The 23970-nt window shown below is 58.2% G+C and carries 30 protein-coding genes and 1 tRNA gene; 11 read left to right on the forward strand and 20 right to left on the reverse strand.

The window, feature by feature from the left end; all coding sequences use genetic code 11:
* Positions 1-588: 588 nt before the first annotated feature.
* The 9 genes from ACTD9P_RS05585 to thrS all read right to left on the reverse strand — a co-directional run bounded on the left by ACTD9P_RS05585 (position 589) and on the right by thrS (position 8041).
* Positions 589-665 (reverse strand) — tRNA-Pro (locus tag ACTD9P_RS05585).
* Between the two features lie 90 nt (positions 666-755).
* Positions 756-1112, reverse strand: coding sequence for a MerR family transcriptional regulator (locus ACTD9P_RS05590; protein WP_003219935.1), 357 nt, complete (start codon positions 1110-1112; stop codon positions 756-758).
* Entirely contained in the window at positions 1093-1395 is a 303-nt protein-coding gene (gene ihfA, locus ACTD9P_RS05595) for an integration host factor subunit alpha (RefSeq protein ID WP_002553164.1), read from the reverse strand. The genes ACTD9P_RS05590 and ihfA overlap by 20 nt, the downstream gene beginning before the upstream one ends.
* Positions 1396-1398: 3 nt before the next feature.
* Positions 1399-3777, reverse strand: coding sequence for a phenylalanine--tRNA ligase subunit beta (gene pheT, locus ACTD9P_RS05600; RefSeq protein WP_438866989.1), 2379 nt, complete (start codon positions 3775-3777; stop codon positions 1399-1401).
* Between the two features lie 26 nt (positions 3778-3803).
* Positions 3804-4820, reverse strand: a complete 1017-nt coding sequence (gene pheS, locus ACTD9P_RS05605) for a phenylalanine--tRNA ligase subunit alpha (RefSeq protein ID WP_003192486.1) — start codon at positions 4818-4820, stop codon at positions 3804-3806.
* A gap of 109 nt (positions 4821-4929) precedes the next feature.
* Positions 4930-5286, reverse strand: coding sequence for a 50S ribosomal protein L20 (gene rplT / locus ACTD9P_RS05610; RefSeq protein ID WP_003174975.1), 357 nt, complete (start codon positions 5284-5286; stop codon positions 4930-4932).
* A 27-nt stretch (positions 5287-5313) separates the two neighbouring features.
* Positions 5314-5508: a 50S ribosomal protein L35 gene (gene rpmI, locus ACTD9P_RS05615; RefSeq protein WP_002553160.1), complete on the reverse strand. Its 195-nt coding sequence runs from the start codon at positions 5506-5508 to the stop codon at positions 5314-5316.
* A 59-nt stretch (positions 5509-5567) separates the two neighbouring features.
* Positions 5568-6119: a translation initiation factor IF-3 gene (gene infC / locus ACTD9P_RS05620; protein ID WP_015884933.1), complete on the reverse strand. Its 552-nt coding sequence runs from the start codon at positions 6117-6119 to the stop codon at positions 5568-5570.
* Positions 6119-8041, reverse strand: a complete 1923-nt coding sequence (gene thrS, locus ACTD9P_RS05625; RefSeq protein ID WP_219268829.1) for a threonine--tRNA ligase — start codon at positions 8039-8041, stop codon at positions 6119-6121. The genes infC and thrS overlap by 1 nt, the downstream gene beginning before the upstream one ends.
* 367 nt (positions 8042-8408) lie before the next feature.
* On the opposite strand from thrS, the gene ACTD9P_RS05630 reads away from it, so the two are divergent.
* The gene (locus ACTD9P_RS05630; RefSeq protein ID WP_438866990.1) at positions 8409-8723 is read left to right on the forward strand and encodes a hypothetical protein; all 315 of its coding nucleotides are present in this window, start codon (positions 8409-8411) and stop codon (positions 8721-8723) included.
* A gap of 289 nt (positions 8724-9012) precedes the next feature.
* The gene (locus ACTD9P_RS05635; RefSeq protein ID WP_003234260.1) at positions 9013-9225 is read left to right on the forward strand and encodes a cold-shock protein; all 213 of its coding nucleotides are present in this window, start codon (positions 9013-9015) and stop codon (positions 9223-9225) included.
* A 73-nt stretch (positions 9226-9298) separates the two neighbouring features.
* Here ACTD9P_RS05635 and ACTD9P_RS05640 read toward each other — a convergent pair whose 3' ends face one another.
* Together ACTD9P_RS05640 and ACTD9P_RS05645 are read right to left on the reverse strand one after the other, a co-directional pair.
* A complete protein-coding gene (locus ACTD9P_RS05640) occupies positions 9299-9619 on the reverse strand; it encodes an I78 family peptidase inhibitor (protein ID WP_017138776.1) in 321 nt (106 codons plus the stop codon).
* A gap of 143 nt (positions 9620-9762) precedes the next feature.
* Complete coding sequence (locus ACTD9P_RS05645; RefSeq protein ID WP_438866991.1) at positions 9763-10071, reverse strand: hypothetical protein; 309 nt, start codon at positions 10069-10071, stop codon at positions 9763-9765.
* Positions 10072-10243: 172 nt separating this feature from the next.
* Here ACTD9P_RS05645 and ACTD9P_RS05650 point away from each other — a divergent pair, with 172 nt between their 5' ends.
* Positions 10244-10456 (forward strand): hypothetical protein, encoded by a 213-nt coding sequence (locus ACTD9P_RS05650; RefSeq protein WP_017138774.1) that lies wholly within the window; start codon positions 10244-10246, stop codon positions 10454-10456.
* A 33-nt stretch (positions 10457-10489) separates the two neighbouring features.
* On the opposite strand, the gene ACTD9P_RS05655 is transcribed toward ACTD9P_RS05650, so the two are convergent.
* From ACTD9P_RS05655 to ACTD9P_RS05685, 7 genes are read right to left on the reverse strand one after another with little or no spacing between them, the layout of a single operon-like run.
* Positions 10490-11518: a nucleoside hydrolase gene (locus ACTD9P_RS05655; protein WP_438866992.1), complete on the reverse strand. Its 1029-nt coding sequence runs from the start codon at positions 11516-11518 to the stop codon at positions 10490-10492.
* A gap of 26 nt (positions 11519-11544) precedes the next feature.
* A complete protein-coding gene (rbsD, locus tag ACTD9P_RS05660) occupies positions 11545-11949 on the reverse strand; it encodes a D-ribose pyranase (RefSeq protein ID WP_438866993.1) in 405 nt (134 codons plus the stop codon).
* Complete coding sequence (rbsK, locus tag ACTD9P_RS05665) at positions 11946-12863, reverse strand: ribokinase (protein ID WP_438866994.1); 918 nt, start codon at positions 12861-12863, stop codon at positions 11946-11948. The genes rbsD and rbsK overlap by 4 nt, the downstream gene beginning before the upstream one ends.
* A 23-nt stretch (positions 12864-12886) precedes the next feature.
* Positions 12887-13909: a LacI family DNA-binding transcriptional regulator gene (locus tag ACTD9P_RS05670; protein ID WP_438866995.1), complete on the reverse strand. Its 1023-nt coding sequence runs from the start codon at positions 13907-13909 to the stop codon at positions 12887-12889.
* A 3-nt stretch (positions 13910-13912) separates the two neighbouring features.
* Complete coding sequence (locus ACTD9P_RS05675; protein ID WP_017138769.1) at positions 13913-14890, reverse strand: ABC transporter permease; 978 nt, start codon at positions 14888-14890, stop codon at positions 13913-13915.
* The gene (locus tag ACTD9P_RS05680; protein WP_065911833.1) at positions 14887-16440 is read right to left on the reverse strand and encodes a sugar ABC transporter ATP-binding protein; all 1554 of its coding nucleotides are present in this window, start codon (positions 16438-16440) and stop codon (positions 14887-14889) included. The genes ACTD9P_RS05675 and ACTD9P_RS05680 overlap by 4 nt, the downstream gene beginning before the upstream one ends.
* A gap of 57 nt (positions 16441-16497) precedes the next feature.
* Complete coding sequence (locus tag ACTD9P_RS05685; protein WP_438866996.1) at positions 16498-17457, reverse strand: sugar ABC transporter substrate-binding protein; 960 nt, start codon at positions 17455-17457, stop codon at positions 16498-16500.
* Positions 17458-17932: 475 nt separating this feature from the next.
* Between ACTD9P_RS05685 and ACTD9P_RS05690 the strand changes: the two genes are divergently transcribed.
* From ACTD9P_RS05690 to ACTD9P_RS05700, 3 genes are all read left to right on the forward strand, one after another.
* Positions 17933-19021, forward strand: coding sequence for an asparaginase (locus ACTD9P_RS05690; protein WP_056861272.1), 1089 nt, complete (start codon positions 17933-17935; stop codon positions 19019-19021).
* 186 nt (positions 19022-19207) lie between these two features.
* Entirely contained in the window at positions 19208-19456 is a 249-nt protein-coding gene (locus tag ACTD9P_RS05695; RefSeq protein ID WP_438866997.1) for a DUF1654 domain-containing protein, read from the forward strand.
* 4 nt (positions 19457-19460) lie between these two features.
* The gene (locus ACTD9P_RS05700) at positions 19461-20150 is read left to right on the forward strand and encodes an endonuclease (RefSeq protein ID WP_438866998.1); all 690 of its coding nucleotides are present in this window, start codon (positions 19461-19463) and stop codon (positions 20148-20150) included.
* A 31-nt stretch (positions 20151-20181) separates the two neighbouring features.
* On the opposite strand, the gene ACTD9P_RS05705 is transcribed toward ACTD9P_RS05700, so the two are convergent.
* Positions 20182-20547 (reverse strand): SPOR domain-containing protein, encoded by a 366-nt coding sequence (locus ACTD9P_RS05705; protein WP_438867027.1) that lies wholly within the window; start codon positions 20545-20547, stop codon positions 20182-20184.
* A gap of 262 nt (positions 20548-20809) precedes the next feature.
* Between ACTD9P_RS05705 and csrA the strand changes: the two genes are divergently transcribed.
* The 3 genes from csrA (at position 20810) to ACTD9P_RS05720 (ending at position 21868) form a co-directional block, all read left to right on the forward strand.
* The gene (gene csrA / locus ACTD9P_RS05710) at positions 20810-21004 is read left to right on the forward strand and encodes a carbon storage regulator CsrA (protein ID WP_003192511.1); all 195 of its coding nucleotides are present in this window, start codon (positions 20810-20812) and stop codon (positions 21002-21004) included.
* A gap of 209 nt (positions 21005-21213) precedes the next feature.
* The gene (locus tag ACTD9P_RS05715; protein ID WP_200432886.1) at positions 21214-21477 is read left to right on the forward strand and encodes a hypothetical protein; all 264 of its coding nucleotides are present in this window, start codon (positions 21214-21216) and stop codon (positions 21475-21477) included.
* Between the two features lie 94 nt (positions 21478-21571).
* A complete protein-coding gene (locus tag ACTD9P_RS05720) occupies positions 21572-21868 on the forward strand; it encodes a hypothetical protein (RefSeq protein ID WP_438866999.1) in 297 nt (98 codons plus the stop codon).
* Positions 21869-21887: 19 nt separating this feature from the next.
* Here the strand turns inward: ACTD9P_RS05720 and ACTD9P_RS05725 are convergent, their stop codons facing one another.
* Positions 21888-22565 carry an HAD-IA family hydrolase gene (locus ACTD9P_RS05725; RefSeq protein ID WP_438867000.1) on the reverse strand — a complete coding sequence of 226 codons (678 nt, stop codon included), beginning with the start codon at positions 22563-22565 and terminating at the stop codon, positions 21888-21890.
* A 221-nt stretch (positions 22566-22786) separates the two neighbouring features.
* On the opposite strand from ACTD9P_RS05725, the gene ACTD9P_RS05730 reads away from it, so the two are divergent.
* Both ACTD9P_RS05730 and ACTD9P_RS05735 read left to right on the forward strand, forming a co-directional pair.
* Positions 22787-23557, forward strand: coding sequence for an alpha/beta fold hydrolase (locus tag ACTD9P_RS05730; protein WP_138814692.1), 771 nt, complete (start codon positions 22787-22789; stop codon positions 23555-23557).
* Between the two features lie 110 nt (positions 23558-23667).
* Complete coding sequence (locus ACTD9P_RS05735) at positions 23668-23928, forward strand: DUF2790 domain-containing protein (protein ID WP_056861265.1); 261 nt, start codon at positions 23668-23670, stop codon at positions 23926-23928.
* Positions 23929-23970 lie beyond the last annotated feature (42 nt).

Genomic DNA, 23970 nt, shown 5'->3' on the forward strand with positions numbered 1-23970 from the left:
GGGCTTCAAGCGCACAAGCCGGTCTTCTGCCAACACGGAACTGCGCCTGACTAAATTGGACGCACTGGCACTACCGGCACCGTCTCAGTGCGTAACGGGTCATTCGCAGACCTACCGTATGAACTTGACCGAATAATAGATTTTCCAAAAAAAATCCATAGAAAAAGCCCATGAATTAAAGAATTGGGATATTTCGTACACAGCCCCGGGATTGAACAACTTGCTTCAACTCATTTGTTCGCCTGCGTAATCAACAGGGATGACACCGGCGAGGTCGACAGCCCCAGTAGGTGTGATTGAAATTCCAGCGACAACGCACAGCATCGGAATTCGATGCGAGCCGGATATCCAGCAGAGGCGCCATCCGCCCCGAACATGGAGTCGTCTGAAGCGTGCGGCTGAACTGCTGTGTTCATCGGTACGCCCACCATTTGATCCAACTCCTAGATCAAATGGCGCCAGGGCTGCAGTGGCCGGGAAAGGTCACGGAGGGGAGGCAGGGCCCACAACAGCCCACGGCGCGGTAGGGGTTTTCGCAGACATGAAAAAGCCGAACTGGTTAGAGTTCGGCCAAGTCATTGAAAAATATGGTCGGGACGGAGTGATTCGAACACTCGACCCCTAGCACCCCATGCTAGTGCGCTACCGGACTGCGCTACGCCCCGACTAGGCGTGTTACTGGGTTTGCTTCGCAACGAAGCGATCCGGAATATACCGCAAGCTTTTGAAATGTGGAAGTATTTTAAAAGCTTGTATCACTTCTTCAGAACCACCAGCACATCTTCGAGTTCGGAGATCATCTGGCGGATCATTTGCTTGTATTGGGTGGTGTCGTCTTTGGCTTCATCACCGGACATACGCTGGCGCGCGCCGCTGATGGTGAACCCCTGGTCGTACAGCAACGCACGGATCTGTCGGATCATCAGCACATCCTGGCGCTGATAATACCGACGGTTCCCGGTGCGTTTGACGGGGTTGAGTTGAGGAAACTCCTGCTCCCAATAGCGCAGCACGTGCGGTTTGACCGCACAAAGCTCGCTGACTTCACCAATGGTGAAGTAGCGTTTGCCTGGGATGACGGGTAGCTCGTCGTTATGACTTGGTTCCAGCATAAGCCTCAACTCGGGCCTTCAACTTCTGCCCTGGACGAAAGGTGACCACACGGCGAGCCGTGATCGGGATTTCTTCTCCCGTTTTTGGATTGCGGCCAGGCCGCTGGCGTTTGTCCCGCAGGTCAAAATTGCCGAAACCGGACAATTTGACCTGCTCGTTGTCTTCCAGAGCGTGCCGAATTTCTTCAAAGAACAGCTCGACCAATTCCTTGGCTTCGCGTTTGTTCAGACCCAACTCTTCGTACAGACGTTCCGCCATCTCAGCTTTCGTCAAAGCCCCCATACGTCACTTCCTTAACGTGGCGTTCAACCTTTGTTCGAGCGAGGTGAGGATATTTTGTGTCGTGGTATTCACCTCATCGTCATTAAGAGTGCGCGATGGATGCTGCCAGGTCAAGCCAACTGCGAGGCTTTTTCTATGCGGATCAATGCCTTTACCCTGATAGACGTCAAATAGCCTGAGGTCTGTCAGCCATTCCCCTGCATTTTCACGGATTACGTCCAAAACGGCAGTGGCGGCCACTTCACGGTCGGCGATCAGCGCGAGGTCACGACGCACTTCAGGGAAGCGCGACAACTCGCTGAATTTAGGCATCTTGCCCGACGCAACTTCAGCTAGGACCAGCTCAAAAACGAACACCGGACGGTCCAGACCCAAGGTTTTCGACAGCTCAGGGTGGATGGCGCCGACGAAGCCCACCAAACGCCCTTCGCGCTCGATACGTGCAGTCTGGCCTGGGTGCAGCGCCGGGTGGCTGCCAGGCACGAAGGTGAAGTCATTCAGTGCGCCAGCAAAGCCCAATACTGCTTCCACATCGGCTTTAACGTCGAAGAAGTCCACGGTGTCGCGGCCTTGTGCCCAGCCTTCCGGCAGGCGGCTACCGCAGACAACACCCGCCAGCATCGGCTCTTGCTTGAGGCCGTCGAGTTGGCCGACAAAACGCAGGCCGCTTTCGAACATGCGCACGCGGTCTTGCTGACGGTTCAGGTTATGGGACAGTGCCTTGACCAGACCCGGCCACAGCGACGAACGCATGGCAGCCATGTCATTGGAGATCGGGTTGGCCAGCAGCAACGGCTCAACACCTGGGTTGAACAGCTCAAATTGCTTTGGATCGATGAAGCTATAAGTCACCGCTTCCTGGTAGCCACGGGCAACAAGCAGGCGACGCAACTCTGGCAGGTGCGCACGCGCTTCGGCCTTGGGTTGCGGTGCCAGGCGCGCTTGCGGGTAACGAACCGGCAGGCGGTTGTAGCCGTACAGGCGGGCCAGTTCTTCGATCAGGTCAACTTCCAGGCTAATGTCGAAGCGATGGCTTGGCACTTCAACGTGCCACTGCCCTTCCCCACCGGCGGAAATACCCAGGCCGAGTGCGGACAGCAGTTGCTCGATTTGCGCAGGCTCAATCACCAGGCCAAGCATTTGCTCGACGCTCTTGGCTCGCAGGGTAATCGGCGCAATCGACGGCAGGAACTGCTCGTTGACGGTTTCAGTGATCGGCCCGGCTTCGCCACCAGTGATTTCCAGCAGCAGGCCAGTGGCGCGTTCCATGGCTTCACGGGCCAGTTTCCAGTCCACGCCACGCTCGTAGCGGTGCGAGGCATCGGTGTGCAGGCCGTAGGAACGGGCCTTGCCAGCGATGGCGATCTGGTCGAAGAATGCGCTCTCAAGGAAAATATCGCGGGTGGTTGCGGACACGCCGCTGTGCTCGCCACCCATCACACCGGCAATCGCCAGGGCGCGGGAATGGTCGGCAATCACCAGGGTATCGGCGCGCAGGCTGACTTCCTGGCCATCGAGCAATACCAGTTTCTCGCCTTCTTCGGCCATGCGCACGCGGATGCCGCCATTGATTTCGGCAAGATCGAAGGCGTGCAGCGGTTGGCCCAGCTCCAGCATCACGTAGTTGGTGATGTCCACGGCGGCATCGATGCTGCGCACGTCGGCGCGACGCAGGCGCTCGACCATCCATAGCGGGGTTGGCTTGGACAGGTCGACGTTGCGGATCACACGACCGAGATAGCGTGGGCAGGCGTTTGGCGCCAGTACGTCGACAGGGCGCACTTCGTCGTGGACTGCAGCGACTGCGGCCACCACTGGGCGAGTGACCGGGACGTTGTACAGCGCGCCCACTTCACGGGCCAGACCGGCGAGGGACAGGCAGTCACCCCGGTTCGGGGTCAGGTCGACCTCAATGCTGGCGTCTTCCAGCTCCAGGTAAACGCGAATGTCCTGACCCACTGGCGCGTCGGCCGGCAGTTCCATCAGGCCATCATTGCCTTCGCCGACCTGCAGTTCAGCCTGGGAGCACAGCATGCCGTTGGACTCAACGCCACGCAGCTTGGCTTTCTTGATCTTGAAGTCGCCCGGCAGTTCGGCGCCGATCATGGCAAACGGGATCTTCAGGCCCGGGCGCACATTGGGCGCTCCGCACACGACCTGGAAGGTTTCCGTGCCGTTACTGACCTGGCACACACGCAATTTGTCGGCATCGGGGTGCTGCTCGGTGCTCAGCACCTCGCCCACTACCACGCCGGTGAAAACACCGGCGGCCGGCGTCACGCTATCGACCTCAAGGCCGGCCATCGACAGACGAGCAACCAGCTCGTCGCGATCTACCTGCGGGCTTACCCAGCCACGCAGCCATTGTTCACTGAATTTCATCCTGCTCTCCTAAAGATTCGTTACGACTAGCGAAATTGCGCGAGGAACCGCAAGTCGTTGTCGAAGAACAGACGCAAGTCGTTCACGCCGTAACGCAGCATGGCCAGACGCTCAACGCCCATGCCGAAGGCAAAGCCCGAGAACTCTTCCGGGTCGATCCCGGACATGCGCAGCACATTAGGATGAACCATGCCGCAGCCCATCACTTCCAGCCAGCCGGTCTGCTTGCAGACGCGGCAGCCTTTGCCGCTGCACATCACGCATTCCATGTCGACTTCAGCGGATGGCTCGGTGAACGGGAAGAACGATGGACGGAAACGCACCGCCAGCTCCTTCTCGAAGAACACCCGCAGGAACTCTTCGATGGTGCCTTTGAGGTCGGCGAAATTGATGTCGCGATCGACCAGCAGGCCTTCGACCTGGTGGAACATCGGCGAGTGGGTGATATCCGAGTCGCTGCGGTACACACGGCCTGGGCAGACGATGCGGATCGGCGGCTTGTTCGCTTCCATGGTGCGGACCTGTACCGGCGAGGTATGGGTGCGCAACAGCATGTTCGCGTTGAAATAGAAGGTGTCGTGCATCGACCGGGCCGGGTGATGGCCTGGGATGTTGAGCGCCTCGAAGTTGTGATAGTCGTCTTCAACCTCAGGGCCTTCGGCAATGCCGTAGCCGATGTGGGTAAAGAACTGCTCGATACGTTCCAGAGTCCGGGTGATCGGATGCAGGCCGCCCGAGGCCTGGCCACGGCCAGGCAAGGTTACATCAATGGACTCGGCGGCGAGCTTGGCCGCAAGATCGGCCTCCTCGAGCGACGCCTTGCGCGCATTCAGCACCTCTGTGACACGCTCCTTGGCGACGTTGATCAGCGCACCGACTTGCGGACGCTCTTCAGCCGGCAAATTCCCCAGGGTCTTCATCACCTGAGTCAATTCACCTTTTTTGCCAAGGTAGTGAACCCGGATTTGCTCCAGGGCATTTACATCTTCAGCGCTTTGCACAGCCTCAAGAGCTTGGGCAACGAGCGCGTCCAGGTTTTCCATGTACAGACTCCAGATACAAAATAGGGGAAGAGCTTGAAGGCTCTTCCCCTATTTATGACGTTTACCACCCTGGGCTACAGGAGCAACCCAGGGTGACTGTCGGGGGTACTTAAGCCAAGGTGGCTTTAGCTTTCTCGACAATCGCAGCAAACACCGCTTTTTCGTTCACGGCCAGTTCAGCCAGAACCTTACGGTCGATTTCGATGGACGCTTTTTTCAGGCCAGCGATGAAACGGCTGTAGGACAGACCGTTAACACGTGCACCAGCGTTGATACGAGCGATCCACAGAGCGCGGAACTGACGTTTTTTCTGACGACGGTCGCGGTAGGCGTATTGGCCAGCCTTGATTACCGCTTGCTTGGCAACACGGAATACGCGTGAACGCGCGCCGTAGTAGCCTTTAGCAAGTTTCAGAATTTTTTTGTGACGTTTACGGGCAATGACGCCACGCTTTACACGAGCCATGAGTTATTCCTCTATTCTTGACTAAAATTAACGAAGGCGCAGCATGCGCTCGACTTTTGCCACGTCAGACGGATGCAGCAAGCTGCTACCGCGCAGTTGACGCTTACGCTTGGTCGACATTTTGGTCAGAATGTGGCTCTTGAAAGCGTGCTTGTGCTTGATACCGTTAGCAGTTTTCAGAAACCGCTTAGCAGCACCACTTTTAGTTTTCATCTTTGGCATGTTCGGTACTCCGCATTCAGTTGATAAACATAATCAGAAGGCCTGCCGTGCCCTGTTGATTACTTCTTCTTTTTCGGGGCGATGACCATAATAAGCTGGCGTCCTTCCATCTTAGGATGCTGTTCGACCGAACCGTACTCGAGCAGGTCAGCTTCAACCCGCTTGAGGAGTTCCATCCCCAGCTCCTGGTGGGCCATCTCACGGCCGCGGAATCGCAAGGATACCTTGGCCCTGTCCCCATCACTCAGGAAACGTACCAGGTTGCGCAGTTTTACCTGGTAATCCCCTTCCTCCGTCCCTGGACGAAACTTGATTTCTTTTACTTGAATCTGCTTCTGGTTCTTCTTCGCTGCGGCAACCTGTTTCTTCTTCTCGAAGATCGATTTGCCGTAGTCCATCACCCGGCAAACAGGTGGGATTGCATCGGCGGAGATTTCCACCAGGTCCAATTTGGACTCTTCAGCAATACGAAGCGCTTCATCAATCGAGACGATGCCAATCTGCTCGCCGTCAGCGCCAATTAACCGAACCTCGCGTGCCGAGATATTCTCGTTGATCGGGGCTTTCGGTGCAGCTCGTTTATCTTGTCTCATTTCACGCTTAATAATAATTACTCCGAATCTGGGCGACCACGCCGGGAAACCGCTTGCGCGAGGAACTCAGCGAACTGGGCGACGGGCATCGAGCCCAGGTCAGCACCTTCACGAGTACGCACAGCGACAGTCTGCATCTCGACTTCCCGATCTCCGATAACCAAAAGATAGGGAACCTTGAGCAAAGTATGCTCGCGGATTTTAAAGCCGATCTTTTCATTTCTCAAGTCGGACTTGGCACGAAATCCGCTTTCGTTGAGAGTTTTTTCAACTTCTGCGGCAAAATCGGCCTGTTTATCAGTGATATTCATGATCACTGCCTGGGTCGGAGCCAGCCACGCAGGGAATGCACCCTCGTAGTGCTCGATCAGGATACCGACGAACCGTTCGAACGAGCCGAGGATCGCCCGGTGCAGCATAACCGGGTGCTTACGGCTGTTATCTTCGGAGACGTATTCGGCTCCCAAACGGATCGGCAGGTTAAAATCGAGCTGCAGGGTACCACACTGCCAGACGCGACCAAGGCAATCTTTCAGCGAGAACTCGATCTTCGGACCGTAGAAGGCGCCCTCACCCGGCTGCAGATCGTACGCAAGCCCCGCACTGTCAAGCGCAGCGGCCAATGCTGATTCGGCGCGATCCCACAGCTCATCGGAACCGACGCGTTTTTCCGGACGAGTGGACAGCTTCATTTCGACTTCGGTAAAGCCGAAATCGCGATAAACGTCCATGGTCAGCTTGATGAACGCGGCGGATTCAGCCTGCATCTGCTCTTCGGTGCAGAAGATGTGGGCATCATCCTGTGTGAAGCCACGCACACGCATGATGCCGTGCAGTGCACCCGATGGTTCGTTACGGTGGCAGGCACCGAACTCGGCCAGGCGCATCGGCAACTCGCGGTAGCTCTTCAGGCCTTGGTTGAACACCTGCACGTGGCATGGGCAGTTCATCGGCTTGATGGCGTAGTCGCGGTTTTCCGACTGAGTGGTGAACATGTTGTCGGCGTAGTTGGCCCAGTGCCCGGATTTCTCCCACAGGCTGCGGTCAACAACCTGAGGCGTCTTGATCTCCAGGTAGCCGTTGTCGCGCTGAACCTTGCGCATGTACTGCTCGAGCACCTGGTACAGGGTCCAGCCGTTCGGGTGCCAGAACACCATGCCCGGCGCTTCTTCCTGGAGGTGGAACAGGTTCAGGCGCTTGCCGATCTTGCGGTGGTCGCGCTTTTCAGCTTCTTCGATGCGCTGGATGTAGGCTGCCAGCTGCTTCTTGTCAGCCCAGGCCGTGCCGTAGATCCGCTGCAATTGCTCGTTCTTCGCGTCGCCGCGCCAGTAGGCACCGGACAGCTTGGTCAGCTTGAACGACTTGAGGAAGCGCGTGTTCGGCACGTGCGGGCCACGGCACATGTCGACATATTCTTCGTGGTAATACAGGCCCATGGCCTGTTCGTCCGGCATGTCTTCCACCAGACGCAGCTTGTAGTCTTCGCCACGGGCGGTGAACACGTCGATCACTTCGGCGCGCGGCGTTACCTTCTTGATCACGTCGTAATCTTTTTCGATCAGCGCGTGCATGCGCGCTTCGATAGCAGCCAGGTCGTCCGGAGTGAAAGGACGCTCATAGGCGATATCGTAATAGAAGCCTTCGTCAATGACGGGGCCAATCACCATTTTTGCTGTTGGGTACAGCTGCTTGACCGCATGGCCAATCAGGTGGGCGCAAGAGTGGCGAATGATCTCCAGCCCCTCTTGGTCCTTGGGCGTGATGATTTGCAGGCTGGCGTCGCTGGTGATCAGGTCGCTGGCATCCACCAGCTTGCCGTCGACCTTGCCGGCCACGGTGGCCTTGGCAAGACCTGCACCAATGGATGCGGCGACCTCGGCTACGGAAACCGAATGATCGAATGAACGTTGACTGCCGTCGGGAAGAGTAATAGTTGGCATGGCGCCTCCTCTCCTAGTGGTGACCCCTACCAAAGGTCACGTGGGTTGGGATGAGCCAGTACAAGATCCAACACCAGGCCGTTCAATAATGAACGCCTGCCTTACAGCGGCAGGAGCCTTTCGGCCAACCGATAATCGAACCAGAGTGACTGGAGTGAACTCAAAGAAAACATGGCAAGGCGGCAATGGGCGCGCCTGGAAATAGCCAAGCGAGTGATGCTAGCACAGATGAACGGTCATCGCGCCTGCCCCGCTTGATGAAACATAAATTCCCGCGCTTGATGCCTGCAAAAGTGAACTTGGGCTGTACGAAAGCCCTCAAACCCGCTGAGAATCGCTGTTTGTCCACGAATCAAAGGAGCACTTCATGATGCGCTTTACCTCGACCCTCGCTCTCGCCGCTTCCCTGACCCTCCTTTCCTTTGGCGCGCAGGCTGCCGCCCCGTCGAACTGGCCAGCCGGTGCGCGCGACAGCTTTATCGCAGATTGCAGTTCATCAGCCCAGCAGAGCGTTGATGCCAAAACCGCCAAAGACCATTGCGAATGTGGCGCGGACAAGCTCAATGCCGAATTGAGCACTGCTGAAATCAAGGAACTGATGACCAACCCGAAAGCCAGCCAGGCACTGAAAACCAAAGCGGTCACCGCTATTTCGTCCTGCAAAGTCGTGAAGAAAAGGTAAGAACGACCACTGATCAGACGGCCATTTGGCTGAAAAAACAGCCTCAAAAATGCCATTTCGCACAAATTACGCAGCTTTTACGGCTTTTTTTAACAGCTGATATTTCGCAGCAAAGCCCCGTATATCGGGGCTTTCAGCCGACCAAGGCACTAAACGCAACGCTATTGATTAGCAAACAATGCCTTGGGGGGGCTTACAAGCCGAACATTTCGACTATGATACCCCGGTGTGCCCAGTTGGCCTGAGCAGCACAGCACTACTGAAAATATATGTTTCTTGGAGATACACCATGTCTAATCGCCAAACCGGCACCGTTAAATGGTTCAACGATGAAAAAGGCTTCGGCTTCATCACTCCTCAAGGTGGCGGTGACGACCTGTTCGTACACTTCAAAGCTATCGAAAGCGACGGTTTCAAAAGCCTGAAAGAAGGCCAAACCGTTTCCTTCGTGGCTGAGAAAGGCCAAAAGGGTATGCAAGCTGCACAGGTTCGCGGCGAGTAATTCTCCGCTGAGCTAAAAAAACCCCGTCCATGTGACGGGGTTTTTTATGGGCATTGCAAAAGCCGCGAGGCTGTCAGCCGCAGTTGACCCGTGTAATCACCAGGTTGTCGTCGGTGTTCAGGTTCAGGCGGTCGGAGCGGTATTCCAGGGTGATCATGTCGTTAGGCTTGAGGATGCGTGCGTTCTGCGCGCCGGCACGGGTACGCGCCTGCTCCAGCAATTGAGGCGAGGCTTTCTGACCGATGGCGAATTCGGCGGCTTTCGATTCGCAGCGAGTGTGACCTGCATCGGCAACGGCGGCATCTTTACCTGGCTCAGGGGCACCCGGGGTGCTGCAACCCGCCAACGCGAGTGCTGCCAACAAAGTACCGAATGATGCGAGCTTCCAAGGCATGAAGCCTCCTATTTAAAAAATGGACAGAGATCGTGCGACAGCGATCTGGCGGTTTGGTTTCAAGACGTAAATCGCCGAAGGGCAAGTCTGCCTGACTCACGGCGAGCATTCGCTTGATCAATCGTCACCAGATATGAACGAATTCAATACATGTCGATGTAGTCAAACGGTGGCTTTGGCCAGTTCTGCTGGAGCGCATTGAAAATCTGCGTGACCCAGACTTCATCGCTGGCCGCGACGTTACCGACATAACCCGAACCTTTGGCCCAGGTCTCTAGGCGAAACAGCAGGCCGTCGATGTCCACACCGCCCACGGACTTCCCGGAGGAAATAAACGCGATACCGCCCTTGGTCACCCGCAACTGGGTGTGCTCGTAGTCACTGGCACTCGCGAGCAATTGGCGCACGGCTCCCAGCGTGAGGTTCTCGGGGTTGCTCAAATCGATCTGCACCTGGTGTCCCCGGCAATTGAATGGGGCAACAGTGTCGCACAGCAACGGCCTCATCCCGAAACGTCTCATGCCTAAGTAGCACTGCCAAACGCCACGCAAAAATGGTTAACTGCCCCGGTTAGAACCGCGCTCCAGCGCACTGCCCAGCATTTCAGCCCCGTGAGCCCCGCCCATGAGTACCGTGACCCTCCAAGCCGACATCAAAGCCAAGTGGCCTCAAGGACAAAGCTCCTACAGCCCCGGAAGCCCGGAGGAGCTGGCCATCATCGGAATCGACCTGCTGGTCAAGGAGCTCGGCACTCAGGCCGCACAGGCCTTCATCGGCCAGGTATTCGAGAAATACCCGGCCGATCATATGGGCGCCCATAACCCCGAGCGCGAATAAGACCCGGCCGGCGAGCGCCGACCGGCAAACGCTTTACTTCAGACGTGCCAGGCGCTCGGTCAGCAGGTCGAAGAAGCCCTGGGCGTCGCCGTTCTCAACCCAGAATGCGTTCTTCGGTTGCTTGAGGCCGTCATACCAATCGACAACGGTCTGGCCGAAGGTTGGGCCTTCGCGGCTGTCGATCACCACATTGACTTCACGGCCGCTGAACAGGGACGGCTTGAGCAGGTAGGCAATCACGGTAGCGTCATGCACCGGGCCACCCGGGATGCCGTAGTGTTCCATGTCGCCCTTGACGTATTCATTGAGAATATCGCCCACCACCTTGCTCGCATTGTTCTTGATGTCGGCAATCTGTTTCAGACGCGCATCACTGGTCAGCACTTTGTGGGTCACGTCCAGCGGCAGGTAAGTCAGCTTGACGCCGCTCTTGAGCACGATTTCAGCCGCGATCGGGTCCGCGAACAGGTTGAACTCAGCCACCGGGGTGATATTGCCGCCATTAAAATGCGCCCCGCCCATCACCACCACTTCCTTGATGCCTTGGGTGATCTCCGGCGCCTGGGTCAACGCCAGTGCCAGGTTGGTCTGCGGGCCGAGCATGGCGATGGTGATGCTGTGCGGCTTGGCGGTGCTCAGGGTCTTGATCAGGTAATCGACGGCGTTGCCTTCGGCCAGGCCTTTTTTCGGTTCATGCACGGCGACACCGGAAATACCTTCCTTGCCGTGGATATTCTCCGCATAGATCGGCGTGCGCAGCATCGGCTTTGGCGCGCCGGCGTACACCGGAATGTCCTCGCGCCCTGCCCACTCACGGGCCAGGCGTGCGTTACGGGAGGTCTTGTCGAGGCGCACGTTACCGGCCACGGTGGTCAGCGCACGAATGCTCAGCTCCTGCGGAGACGCCATGGCAAACAACAACGCCACGACGTCATCGGCGCCTGGGTCGGTGTCGATGATCAGGTCGATTTTTTCCGCCGCTTGGGCGCTGGCTGCGGTGAGTGCGGACAAAAGCAGGACACTCCTAAACAGGTTTTTCAGGGTTGGGAGACCACGTTGCATGAAACACTCCTTGTCGTAGGGAAACTCTAGAAGGTGACGCCGGACACCAGCGCGATATTGCAATACGGCTGGCACTCGCCTGTGCGCACCACGGCGCGGGCCTTGCGGCTGAGCTGCTTGAACTCTTCATGGCTGACCAAACGGCGCTCGCCCAAGGCGGCCTGTTCGGTCAACACATTGAGTGGCGTCAGCGCAGCTGGCTGCTTGAGCAGGATTTCTTCGGCCAACACGTGGCTTTCTACCTGCATTTCACTGAGCACGATGCGCAGGGTGCTGATGAAATCCGGAATGCCCTGGGTTAGCGCCAGGTCGATCAACTCGACGCCTGGCGGCACTGGCAGGCCGGCGTCACCGATCACCAGGATGTCACCATGGCCGAGGGATGCGATCACGCGCGACAGCGCGATATTGAGCAATGGCGTCTTTTTCATGAGGGCATAAAACCTTGTACGTCCTGCAGCGTAGGAATAGAGGGTTGCGCACCGGCCCGCGTGACCGACAGCGCGGCAGCGACCTGGCCAAACCGGATAGCTTCGGCTTCGCTTTTGCCATTGGCCAGCGCCGCGGCAAAGCCACCGACAAAGGTGTCACCGGCAGCCGTGGTGTCCACCGCCTTGACCTTGGGCGCCTGCAAATGCTCGAAGCCTTTGCCATCGGCAAATAACGCGCCCTGGGCGCCAAGGGTGATGATGACCTTGCCGGCACCCGCCTTGAGCAGCTGCGTCGCAGCCACCTTGGCGCTGTCGAGGGAGTCGACCGTCACGCCACTCAGGGCGCTGGCTTCGCTTTCGTTGGGGATCAGGTAATCGATCGAGGTATACCACTCCTCCGGCAACGGGCCACTGGCCGGTGCCGGGTTGAGGATCACGGTCTTGCCCAAGTCACGACCGCGCTTGAGCACATGACCAACGGTGTCCATCGGCACTTCCAACTGGCAGACAATAACGTCCGCTGCCTGCACGACCGCGTCAGCGGCCTGCAACGACGCGGGCGTGAGCTCACCGTTGCTGCCGGCCACGATCACGATCGCGTTCTGGCTGCTGTCATCCACCACAATCAACGCCACGCCGCTGGAGCCATCCACCGTGCTGACGGCCTGGCAATCGATGCCCTCCACCAGCAACGCATCAAGCAATTGAGCGCCGTAGGCATCCGTGCCCACACAGCCGATCATCGCGACCTCAGCGCCAAGGCGCGCAGACGCCACCGCCTGGTTGGCGCCCTTGCCGCCCGGCACGGTGGAGAACGTCTGGCCGACCAGGGTTTCACCGGCGCGCGGCAAGCGACTGGCGCGGGTGACCAGGTCCATGTTCAAGCTGCCTATTACCACTACTTTTGCTGGCATACATCAGTACTCATCAATTCGGTTCAGCGGTATTGGGCGAACACACCGGCAAATGGCGCCGTCGACTCACGCAAAACAATGCTCGGCGTCACGATGCGCTGATCGATCGGCAATTGGGGTGTTGCAATTCGTCGCAGTAAAAGCTCGGCCGCCGTCTCGCCCAGTTGCACGATCGACTGCCCGACCGTCGTCAGCGCCGGGTACACATAACGGCCCATTTGAATATCGTCAAAACCAATCACCGACAGCTCGCCAGGCACACGGATGTTGCGTTCGGCTGCTGCACGCAACACGCCGAAACCAATCATATCGTTACTGGCGAAAATCGCGCTGGGCGGGTTTTCCGACAGCAGTTTTACCGCTGCGGCATAACCACCGGTGCTGGTGAAATCGCTTTCCTGGGTGCGATTGGCCGCCACGTCCACACCCGCTTCACGCAGCGCACGGTGATAACCGGCCAGACGCATCTGCGCCACGCGGGTATGGCTGGGGCCGCCAATGCAGGCGATGTCGCGGTGGCCAAGCTCCAGCAAATGCCGGGTCGCCAGGTAAGCGCCTTGTTCGTGGTCAATGCGCACCAGGTCGACATCAATGCCGTCCAATGCGCGGTCGACAATCACCATGGGCGTGCGCACTGCGCTCAAGCCTGCGGCAAGGCCACTGTCGTCGCCGCCCACCGAGGTTACGATCAGGCCGTCGATGCGCTTTTCCAGTAGCACACGCAGATAGCTGCGCTGCTTTTCGGCGTTATCGTCGGAGTTGCAGAGGATCACGCAATAGCCATTACGCTCGCAGTAATCCTCGATACCCCGCGCCAGCTCGGCAAAATACGGGTTAAGGCTGTTGGGCACCAGCAGGCCGATGGTCGCAGTGGTCTTGGCCTTGAGCGAGCGCGCGACGGCGCTTGGCACGTAGTCCAGCTGTTTGATCGCCGCTTCCACCTTGATGCGCACGGGCTCGCTGACCGGCCGCGTCTTGTTCACCACATGGGACACGGTGGTGTAGGAAATACCTGCAAGCGCGGCCACATCCTTGATCGTTGCCATGGTTCAGCCCCGCCGACTGGCGCGCTGGCTGCGGTAGGTGTCGAGGACCACGGCAATCACGATTACGGCGCCGGTAATGATGCGTTTGGTCGGTTCGGTCGCACCGATTTGCGCAAGGCCGGCAGCCAGTACCGAAATAATCAGCACACCGAAGAAGGTGCTGATAACCGAACCACGCCCGCCCATCAGGCTGGTGCCGCCGATCACCACAGCGGCGATCACTTGCAGCTCCAGGCCGGAGCCGGCATTCGGGTCCGCCGCTTCCAGGCGGGAAATCTGGAACAGTGCCGCCACGCCGGCCAAGAGGCCCATCAGGCTGAACACCAGGATCTTGTAGGGCTTGGGGTTGATACCAGCCAGGCGCACAGCCTCTTCGTTGGTGCCGATGCCGATCAGGTAGCGGCCGAATACAGTGCGAGTCAACACCAACTGCGCAGCGATGATTACCAACAGGGCAATGATGAACGACGGCGAAATCCCGAACGCCACCGGGTTCGACAGCCAGGCATAAGAGTCACCGATATAGGCGGTGCGCGAGCCCGTCATCTGGTAGGCCACGCCACGCGCCATTTCCAGCACGCCAAGGGACACGATAAACGACGGGATGCGCCAGGCCACCGTGATCGAACCGGTGATGGTGCCCGCCAACGCCGCGCAGCCCATGCCCAGCAACGCCGCCGGCAAGACGCTCCAGCCCCAACCCAGAATCGCCACGCTGACCGCCGAAGCGGCCAATGCCAGCACCGAGCCCACCGACAGGTCAATGCCGCCGATGATCAGGATGAACGTCATGCCCACCGCCAGCACCATCAGGTCCGGAATCTGATTGGCCAGGGTGCTGAAAGTGTCATAGGACAGGAAGTGGTCGCTGAGCACCGAGAACAGCGCAATCATCGCGAGCAAGGCGCCGGCCAGCCCCAGGTAGGTGCCCAGGCCGTAGAAGTTGCCGCCGGTTTTGCCCGGGGAAGAGGTGGTTTTCATGGGGTTTCCCTAAGCACTGCGTCATTGAGCAGCGCGTCACGTTTTTGATAGCCGGCAAAGGCGGCGGCGAGCAATTCGTCCTGGGTCCAGCTGTCGCGCTCGAAGGTCTCGATCAAGCGCCCGGCGGACAGCACACCGATGCGATCGCAGATCAGCATCAGTTCGCGCAGGTCACTCGATACCACCACCAGCGCTTTGCCCTGGCGCGTCAATTCGCCGAGCAAGGCATAAATGTCAAACTTGGCGCCGACGTCGATACCGCGAGTCGGCTCATCGAACAGCATTACCGCGCAGTCGCGCTCCAGCCAGCGGCCAATCACGACCTTCTGCTGGTTGCCGCCCGATAACTCGGATACCAACTGCGCCGGGCTGGAGCTGCGGATGCGCATGGCGTCGATCTGACGCTTGGCCAGGGCAGTTTCGTCGCGGCTGTTGACCACGCCGCCACCGGAGATTTCCGGCATGTTGCCCAAGGCAATGTTGGCGCTGATGGATTGGGTCAGCAGCAAGCCTTCGCCCTTGCGGTCTTCGGTGATCAGCGCGATGCCATGGCCGACCGCGTCCACCGGCGAGCGAATACTCACCACCTGGGCTGGAGAACCCAGGGCCACAGTGCCGCTGTCGGCCAGGTCGGCACCGAAGATAAGACGCAGCAATTCAGTGCGGCCGGCGCCGATCAAGCCGGAAATGCCATAGATCTCGCCGGCACGCACCTCAAAGGACACATCGCGAACCTTGTCCGAACGGGTCAAGCCCTTGACCGTCAGGGCCGGACCGCCGATGGTGCGCGGCCCAAGGTCGATATGCTCACCCAGCTCGCGGCCGACCATCAAGGTCACCAACTGCTCGCTGTTGTAGTTGGCCATCGGCTCGACGCAGACCAGTTTGCCGTCACGCAGCACGGCAATGCGCTGGGCTACACGGGCGAGCTCTTCAAGGCGGTGTGAAATATAAATGATCGCCACGCCCCGAGCCTGCAGACGGGTGATTTGTTCAAAGAGCATCTCGACTTCACGGGCGGTGAGCATGGCCGTGGGTTCGTCGAGGATCAGTACATGGCAGTCGCCGATCAGGTTGCGAGCGATCTCTACCATCTGTTGATGACCAATGCCCAGCGTACCAACCAATGTGTCCGGGTCGATCGCATCCAGACCCACCTGGGCCATGGCTTCGATCGCAGCTTTACGCAGTTGCTTGCGGTTGATCCAGCCGCAGTTCCTGGGCAGGTTGTCCAGGAACAGATTTTCGGCCACGGTCAGGGTCGGCAGCAGGTTGAGTTCCTGCATGACCATGCGCACGCCCAGCTCTTCAGCCTGGGTGCGACTGCCCGGACGGTAATCCTGGCCATTGAACTGCATGTGCCCGGTGGTCGGCGTGACCAGCCCGCCGATGATTTTCGACAAGGTGCTTTTACCTGCGCCGTTCTCACCGGTCAGTGCCAGCACTTCCCCGCGATTGAGCGTCAGGGTGATGTCGGACAGCACCGGCTGGGCATAGGTCTTGCCGATACCGCTGACCGAGAGGACAGCGTTCGGGGCGGAAGATGACATAGGAAAATCTCCAGGCGCCCGCTCAGGACGAGCGGGCGCTGTTGGGTGCTGCCAGGATTACTTCTTGAGGACGAGTTCGACCGGGGTTTCGATCATGCCGTCAACCGCGTCGACTTTTTCACCCTTGACCAGCTTCAGCGCATTCTGGATACCGAATACCGCTTGCTGAGCAGCAGCCTGATCGGCCGTCGCGAGTACACGGCCGTCTTGCAGCATCGGCTTGATGGCTTCGATATTGTCGTAGCCTACAACCAGTACTTTGCCGGCCTTGCCTGCGCCACGCACGGCGGAGACGGCGCCCAGTGCCATGTTGTCGTTCCCGGCCAGCAGTGCCTTGATATTCGGGTTTGCCTGGAGCATCGCCGCGGCAATCGAGTTGCCCTTGTCGATTTCCCACTCACCCGACTGGGTAGAAACGATTTTCATGCCAGCGGCATCCATCGCATCCTTGAAACCTGCGGTACGTTGCTGGGCGTTGGTGGTGGTGGATACACCTTCGATGATGGCGACTTCATCACCCTTGGTGAGGTGCTTGGCCAGTTCTTCACCGACCAGGCGCGCGCCCTTGCGGTTGTCAGGGCCAACGAACGGAATATCCAGGGATTTGCTTTTCAGCACATCGACGTCCAGGCGGTTGTCGATGTTGACGATTTTGATGCCTTTATCCGAGGCTTTTTTCAACACAGTAACCAGCGCCTTGGAATCAGCCGGAGCAATCACGATGGCGTTTACTTTGGCGAGGATCATCTGGTCGACGATATCGATCTGCGCGCTGGTATCGGTTTCGTTCTTGATCCCGTTGGTGATCATGTCGAAATCAGCGGCGTGGTCTTTTTGATACTTCTTGGCGCCGTCCTGCATGGTCACAAAGAATTCGTTGGCGAGGGACTTCATCACCAGGCCGACCTTGGGTTTGGCGGCGGCGTCATCGGCAAAAGCAGAGGAAAGGGGCAGAGCAGCGGATGCGGCAGCAAGCACAGCGACAGCAAGAAGACGTCCAGCAAATGGCAGCTTCATGGGTTCACTCCGATCTTATGATTATTGTGAGCAACGCTTGCACTATGAAACATCTCGCAAACGTTTGCGTTGATCAAACTATGAGAACCTTGTCGAGATTTGTCAACGGCTGAAAAACGTCTTTCATCAAAGCCACCTGCCCTCGCAGTGGTTAAACATCGCCCTCACCCGATCGTTCTCTAAAACGACAGACTGTGACGCTGCTGTCACACAGGTTCAGACCCATATTCCATCATGATTTTCGGACAACCGAACGCAATACTGTCCCGCTGTTCGGAAAGCCGGACGAGCGTTGCCCACTCCAACCCAAAAAACCAACGTAAGTTGTTTTAAATCAACACGTTAATTTATATCCACGCACACAATCAGCTTGGTACAAATCCTGCTCTTTCTCAGCACCTCGCGGCGTTCAGAACTGCCCGGGTGTTCTAGATGAATCTGCACCAGCACTCATCAAAAACCAGAGAGAAAAATAATGAAATCTGCACTGAAAACCTTCGTTCCTGGGGCCCTCGCCCTCCTGCTGCTGTTCCCCGTTGCCGCTCAGGCAAAGGAAGTTGAAACCAAGACCAAACTGTCCAACGTGGTGATCCTCGCCACGGGCGGCACCATTGCTGGCGCCGGCGCCAGTGCGGCCAACAGTGCCACCTACCAGGCGGCCAAAGTCGGCATCGAACAACTGATCGCCGGCGTTCCTGAGCTTAGTCAGATCGCCAACGTACGCGGCGAACAAGTAATGCAAATTGCGTCCGAAAGCATCAACAACGAAAACCTGCTGCAGCTGGGTCGCCGTGTTGCCGAGCTGGCCGACAGCAAGGATGTGGACGGCATCGTGATCACCCACGGTACCGACACCCTGGAAGAAACCGCTTACTTCCTCAACCTGGTGGAAAAAACCGACAAGCCAATCGTGGTAGTCGGCTCCATGCGCCCAGGCACCGCCATGTCGGCGGACGGCATGCTCAACCTGTACAACGCCGTGGCCGTGGCCGGCAGCAAAGACGCGCGCGGCAAGGGCGTGCTGGTGACCATGAACGACGAGATCCAATCGGGTCGCGACGTGAGCAAAATGATCAACATCAAGACCGAAGCATTCAAGAGCCCATGGGGCCCGCTGGGCATGGTGGTTGAAGGCAAATCCTACTGGTTCCGCTTGCCTGCCAAGCGTCACACCATGGATTCGGAATTCGACATCAAGACCATCAAGAGCCTGCCGGACGTTGAAATCGCCTACGGTTACGGCAACGTGAGCGACACTGCCGTCAAAGCCCTGGCCCAGGCCGGCGCCAAAGCCATCATCCATGCCGGTACCGGTAATGGTTCGGTGTCTTCCAAGGTGGTGCCTGCCCTGCAGGAACTGCGCAAGCAGGGCGTACAGATCATTCGTTCTTCCCACGTGAATGCCGGCGGCTTCGTTCTGCGCAATGCTGAACAGCCTGACGACAAGTACGACTGGGTCGCCGCACATGACTTGAACCCACAAAAAGCCCGGATTCTGGCGATGGTTGCCCTGACCAAGACCCAGGACAGCAAAGAGCTGCAACGGATGTTCTGGGAGTACTGATCCCCGGTAACACGGGTAGAGGCGGGTTAACCCGCTTCTACCTCTCCTCTTGCACCTCGATACGACTCCCCGCGCTGTATTACCTCGCTGAAAACGCTGCCAGACAAACCTCCTGAATTTTAAGCAGTTGCGAAAATCGTAACAGTTAAATACTGTATGCCCGTACAGCACACTAAGGAATACTCCGTGGCAACGTCCTCTTCCGCAGCGCCAACCCCCGACGCGTACGCACGCCTTGCCGTTCGCGTGCAAAAAATCATCAATTCGACCAATGCCCAAAAAGCCAAGGCTGCCTTGATCTTCCGCCTGCCGAATGAGCCGGAGGACGAATGGGCGCGTTTGCTGGAGGAGATTGCGGAGAACGACAACGTCACCCTCGCCTACCGGGATGACGACGGCGTGCAAATTTTCTGGGTTGTGCCGAAGGAAGATTGATTCAATGAGTTGCCGTTTTATTGCTGTTTTTTGCCTGTTTTTTGCCGTTACAGCCCACGCCCAGGCGCCTCGAACCTTCAGCGAGGCCAAGAAAGTCGCCTGGAAGCTCTACGCCCCGCAATCCACGGAGTTCTACTGTGGCTGTAAATACACCGGCAACCGCGTGGATTTGAAAGCCTGCGGTTACGTACCGCGCAAAAATGCCAACCGTGCCGCACGCATCGAATGGGAACATATCGTCCCGGCCTGGCAAATCGGGCATCAACGCCAGTGCTGGCAAACCGGCGGGCGCAAAAACTGTACGCGTCATGATGATGTGTTCAAACGCGCCGAGGCGGACCTGCACAACCTGGTGCCGAGCATCGGCGAGGTCAACGGCGACCGTAACAACTTCAGTTTTGGCTGGCTGCCGGCGCAACGTGGGCAGTACGGTTCATGCCTGACCCAGGTGGATTTCAAGGCCAAAAAAGTCATGCCGCGCCCGTCCATTCGCGGAATGATCGCTCGAACGTATTTTTACATGAGTAAACAATACGGCTTGCGCCTGTCTAAACAGGACCGACAGTTGTATGAAGCCTGGAACAAGACCTACCCGGTGCAACCCTGGGAACGCCAGCGCAACCAGACCGTGGCGTGTGTGATGGGGCGTGGTAACGAGTTCGTCGGCCCGGTAAACCTTAAGACCTGCGGTTGAGCGTGGGCGGGTTTGCCGCCCACGCTGCGGGTTATTGCGCAGACTTGTGCTCGACAACCTCTGATTCGGTATCGTTTTTCTTGGCACGTGCGAGCTTTTCGGTCAGCAGTGCCTGCTTGGCTTCAGCCTCGGCCTTGCTCGCGAACGGGCCGAGATACACCTCGTCCTTGCCGTCTGTCTTGACGATATAAAAGTTGAATCCATGTTCGAGCAACCAGGCCGTCAGGTCGGTGATTGCTTGCAGCTTATGGCCCGGCGGGCCTACCCACACGTCCCATTCCTGAGCGGCAATCGCCCCGGTTTGTGGCTGGCTCTCGGTCACGGCAGGCTTGGCCTTGGGGGCGTCGACCGGTTTACCTTCACCGCAACCGGCCAACGCCAACACCGCAATTGCCATCGCTACTTTACGCACTGCCCTGCTCCTTTAAGGATAAAGAGGCAACTTTATCATTCACTGTCTATTCTGGCCGTCATAAACGTTGGCTTAAACAATGCGAATGATGTATCGCAGACCTGTATGATGCCGCCATGGGAATTAATGTCGCCTCTATGCGTCCTAAAAGAGGCAGTCACAGGGAAGCGCTTAGCAGTAAGCTACACACATCCGACACCTGCCCTGTCTGAAACATGTGTCCTTAAAAGTAATCAAGGAGAAGTCCATGCTGATACTCACCCGCAAAGTTGGTGAAAGCATAAACATCGGTGATGACATTACGATCACCATCCTGGGCGTCAGCGGCCAGCAAGTACGAATCGGCATCAACGCACCCAAGGACGTTGCCGTGCATCGCGAGGAGATCTACCAGCGCATTCAGGCTGGCCTGACAGCTCCGGACAAAAACCAGACTCCTTGACGTTTCACTCAGTAGCCAGCCTTTTCGTTCACTGTGATGGCTGGCGAAAACCCTTCCGCCCGCTCGCGCTTCCCGCATGACCGGCTTGCTTTATGCTTTCAGCTACGCTGCAAGATGAAACTGTCTTGACGTCTGGAACTTGTTGCGTAATTTGCGGCCGAATCTCCTGACTATAACCCTACCATCAGTGTGCGTTCAGGAGCACGTCGATGAGGCCGATTGCAAAACAGCCGCTTGTCTCCAAGTCCTGGGGGATCGCCCTGCTCATAGGGCTGGCCTTCGTGGTGCTGGGATATGGCGTGAGGTTTGAGATTGAAACAGTCAGTGACCCCGTTAAACGCTCGTCGCTGGACCTGACACTCTTCCTGTGCGGCTATCTGTTCGTGTTCTGTCTGCAGCCTATCCAGAAAGCCATTCTGCGCAAATTATGCCAGCGTGCCGAGCAACGCGAGCACCCGAAGACTGCACGATGATGGCCGCTAATCTGCTATCAGATCGCCGGTATTTACAGGCCTGCGGCAGGATCTATGCTTGGGCTTGCACGGTCAGTCAAAGGCATTAAGGCAGATGGACACCCTCAGTAAATCCCAAATCGAAGCTGCTTTGGCGGCACGCTTACCCAGCTATGAAATTACCTGTACGTTGCACGCTGACGGCACGCTTTCCGCCATCCTCAGCGGCCCGGAAACCGACCATTTCGCGATTACCGGCATCGTGCGCGCGCACTACCGGGGTGCAGAGGCAATTGCCCGGCTTGCCAATGAGATTCTCAAAGAAATGGTGCTATCGCGCCGAGGCATCAAGAGCGGCCGACCACAGGCACCGCCCCCCGCCCCTTCCTGCGCACAAAGCCGAGACCGGTAACGGGCTCGGCTTTTTCGTTTCAGTCCTCCACACGCTGCAAGCGCAACTTGCCTTCTGCGTCGCGCATAACCTGCAGCCGCTTATAGTCATTAATGCTGGCATGCGCCGTGACGATGGGCGTCAGGTGAGTTGCGGTGACGACCAGCACATCCGCGCCGGCCGCCTCCCCGGCGCGAATCCCCACCGCAGCGTCTTCGAACACCAGGCACTCTTGCACCGGCACCCCCAGACGCTGGGCGCCCAGCACGTAGCAGGCAGGATCCGGCTTGCCGCTGGCAACATCCTCGGCGGTCACCAGCACGGCTGGGGGTGCAATGCCTGCCGCAGCCAGGCGCCGTAACGCCAGTTCCCTGGGTGCAGATGTGACCAGTGCCCACTGATCGCCAGGCAGGCCACTCAAAAACTCGACGGCACCGGCAATCGCCACCACGCCCTCGACATCGTTGATTTCCGCCTCGGTTATCCACTGCGCTTCAGCTTCGGGATCCACACCTGGCAGCGCCTGACGGGTAATGGTGTCAATGGCCCGTGCGCCATGAATGGTGGCGAGGAACGCCGCCACCTCCAGACCGTGGCGTTCAGCCCAGATGCTCCATACACGCTCGGCGGCGGCGATGGAGTTGAGCAGGGTGCCGTCCATATCGAACAGGAAGGCGCGGTAACGTTGGGTAAATACGGCTGGACCTCGGATGGACACTGCGTGGCTTCCTCATCGGCGGTAACAAATAATCGGCCCGATGCAATCTACGGGTCACCTTCTCGCTTGTAAACGCCAGCAGCAGCTGGCGGACCTGGCGCTTGGATTACAGGTTTGTAATGAACCTGTAAGTCTTGTCAGCACCCTCGCTTCATACAGTGGCGTCGTCAGTCACCCACACCGGGTGGCACAACTTCCCACTGATGATGAAGGCCCGCACGATGAAACCTGCCAGCAAACTCTGCCTGATCGCCGCCAGCCTGTTGATGCTGGGTACCGGCACCGCCATGGCCGGCACTGTCGCGCCGGTCAAAGCCAACAACGTGGTGCTGGTGCACGGTTCCTGGGCTGACGGCTCGAGCTGGTCCGAGGTGATCACGCGCCTGCAGGCCGCCGGGCTGCATGTGACCGCCGTACAGAACCCACTGACTTCGGTGGCCGATGACGTCGCCGCCACCAACCGCGTGCTGGATCAACAGGACGGCCCTACCGTGCTGGTCGGCCACTCCTACGCCGGCACCGTGGTCAGCGACGCCGGGGCGAACCCCAAGGTCAGCTCGCTGGTGTATGTGGCCGCCCGCGCACCGGACGCCAATGAAGACTTCGTCGCCCTGTCTGCCAAGTACCCCAGCACGCCGGTGCGCGCCGGAGTCGTCGAACACGACGGTTACCTGACGCTGAACCAGGACGCCTTCCTCAAGTACTTCGCCGCCGACGTACCGCGCGCCAAAGCCCTGGAGCTGTTCGCGGTGCAACAGCCGATCGCCAAGACCCTGTTCAGCGGCCGCACGGTGAATGCCGCCTGGCACACCAAGCCGTCCTGGTACGCAGTGTCGAGCAATGACCAGACCATCAATCCGGACCTGGAGCGGTTTCTGGCCAAGCGCATGAACGCCACCACCATTGAACTGCCTTCGAGCCATTTGTCGCTGGTGTCCCACGCCAAGGAAATCACCGACCTGATCCTTGAAGCGTCCGGCCGCCAGCCGTAAGCCACGCATTACAAACTTGTCATCATCCTGTTGGTTGGCTGTTTGGGGTGCCTGGTTACTGTGAACTCACTGCCAACCCCGGCAGCCAACCCTTAAAGAGAGTTAGTGCCATGAAACTGTTTATCTTGGGCTTTGCCGCTTTGCTTGCCACCGGTTCTGCGTTCGCTGCCGACACCGCCCCGGACGCTAACGTGATCCACGACAAAACCGGCTTCTTCGTGCACCTGGACGTGGCCAAAGTGCTGTCGAGCACCGACACCTACGGCCAATGCGGGATCGTTCCGGCGCAACTCAAATACCTCGACTCCCAGGACCGCGAACATGTGCTGGACTACCAGGTGCAAGGCATTGGTTGCGCCAGTGACAATTGATCCGGCTACACTGGCGCAACGCAACGAACCAGGGCATTTCCC

The organism is Pseudomonas onubensis (assembly GCF_965653655.1).
Classification (GTDB): Bacteria; Pseudomonadota; Gammaproteobacteria; order Pseudomonadales; family Pseudomonadaceae; genus Aquipseudomonas.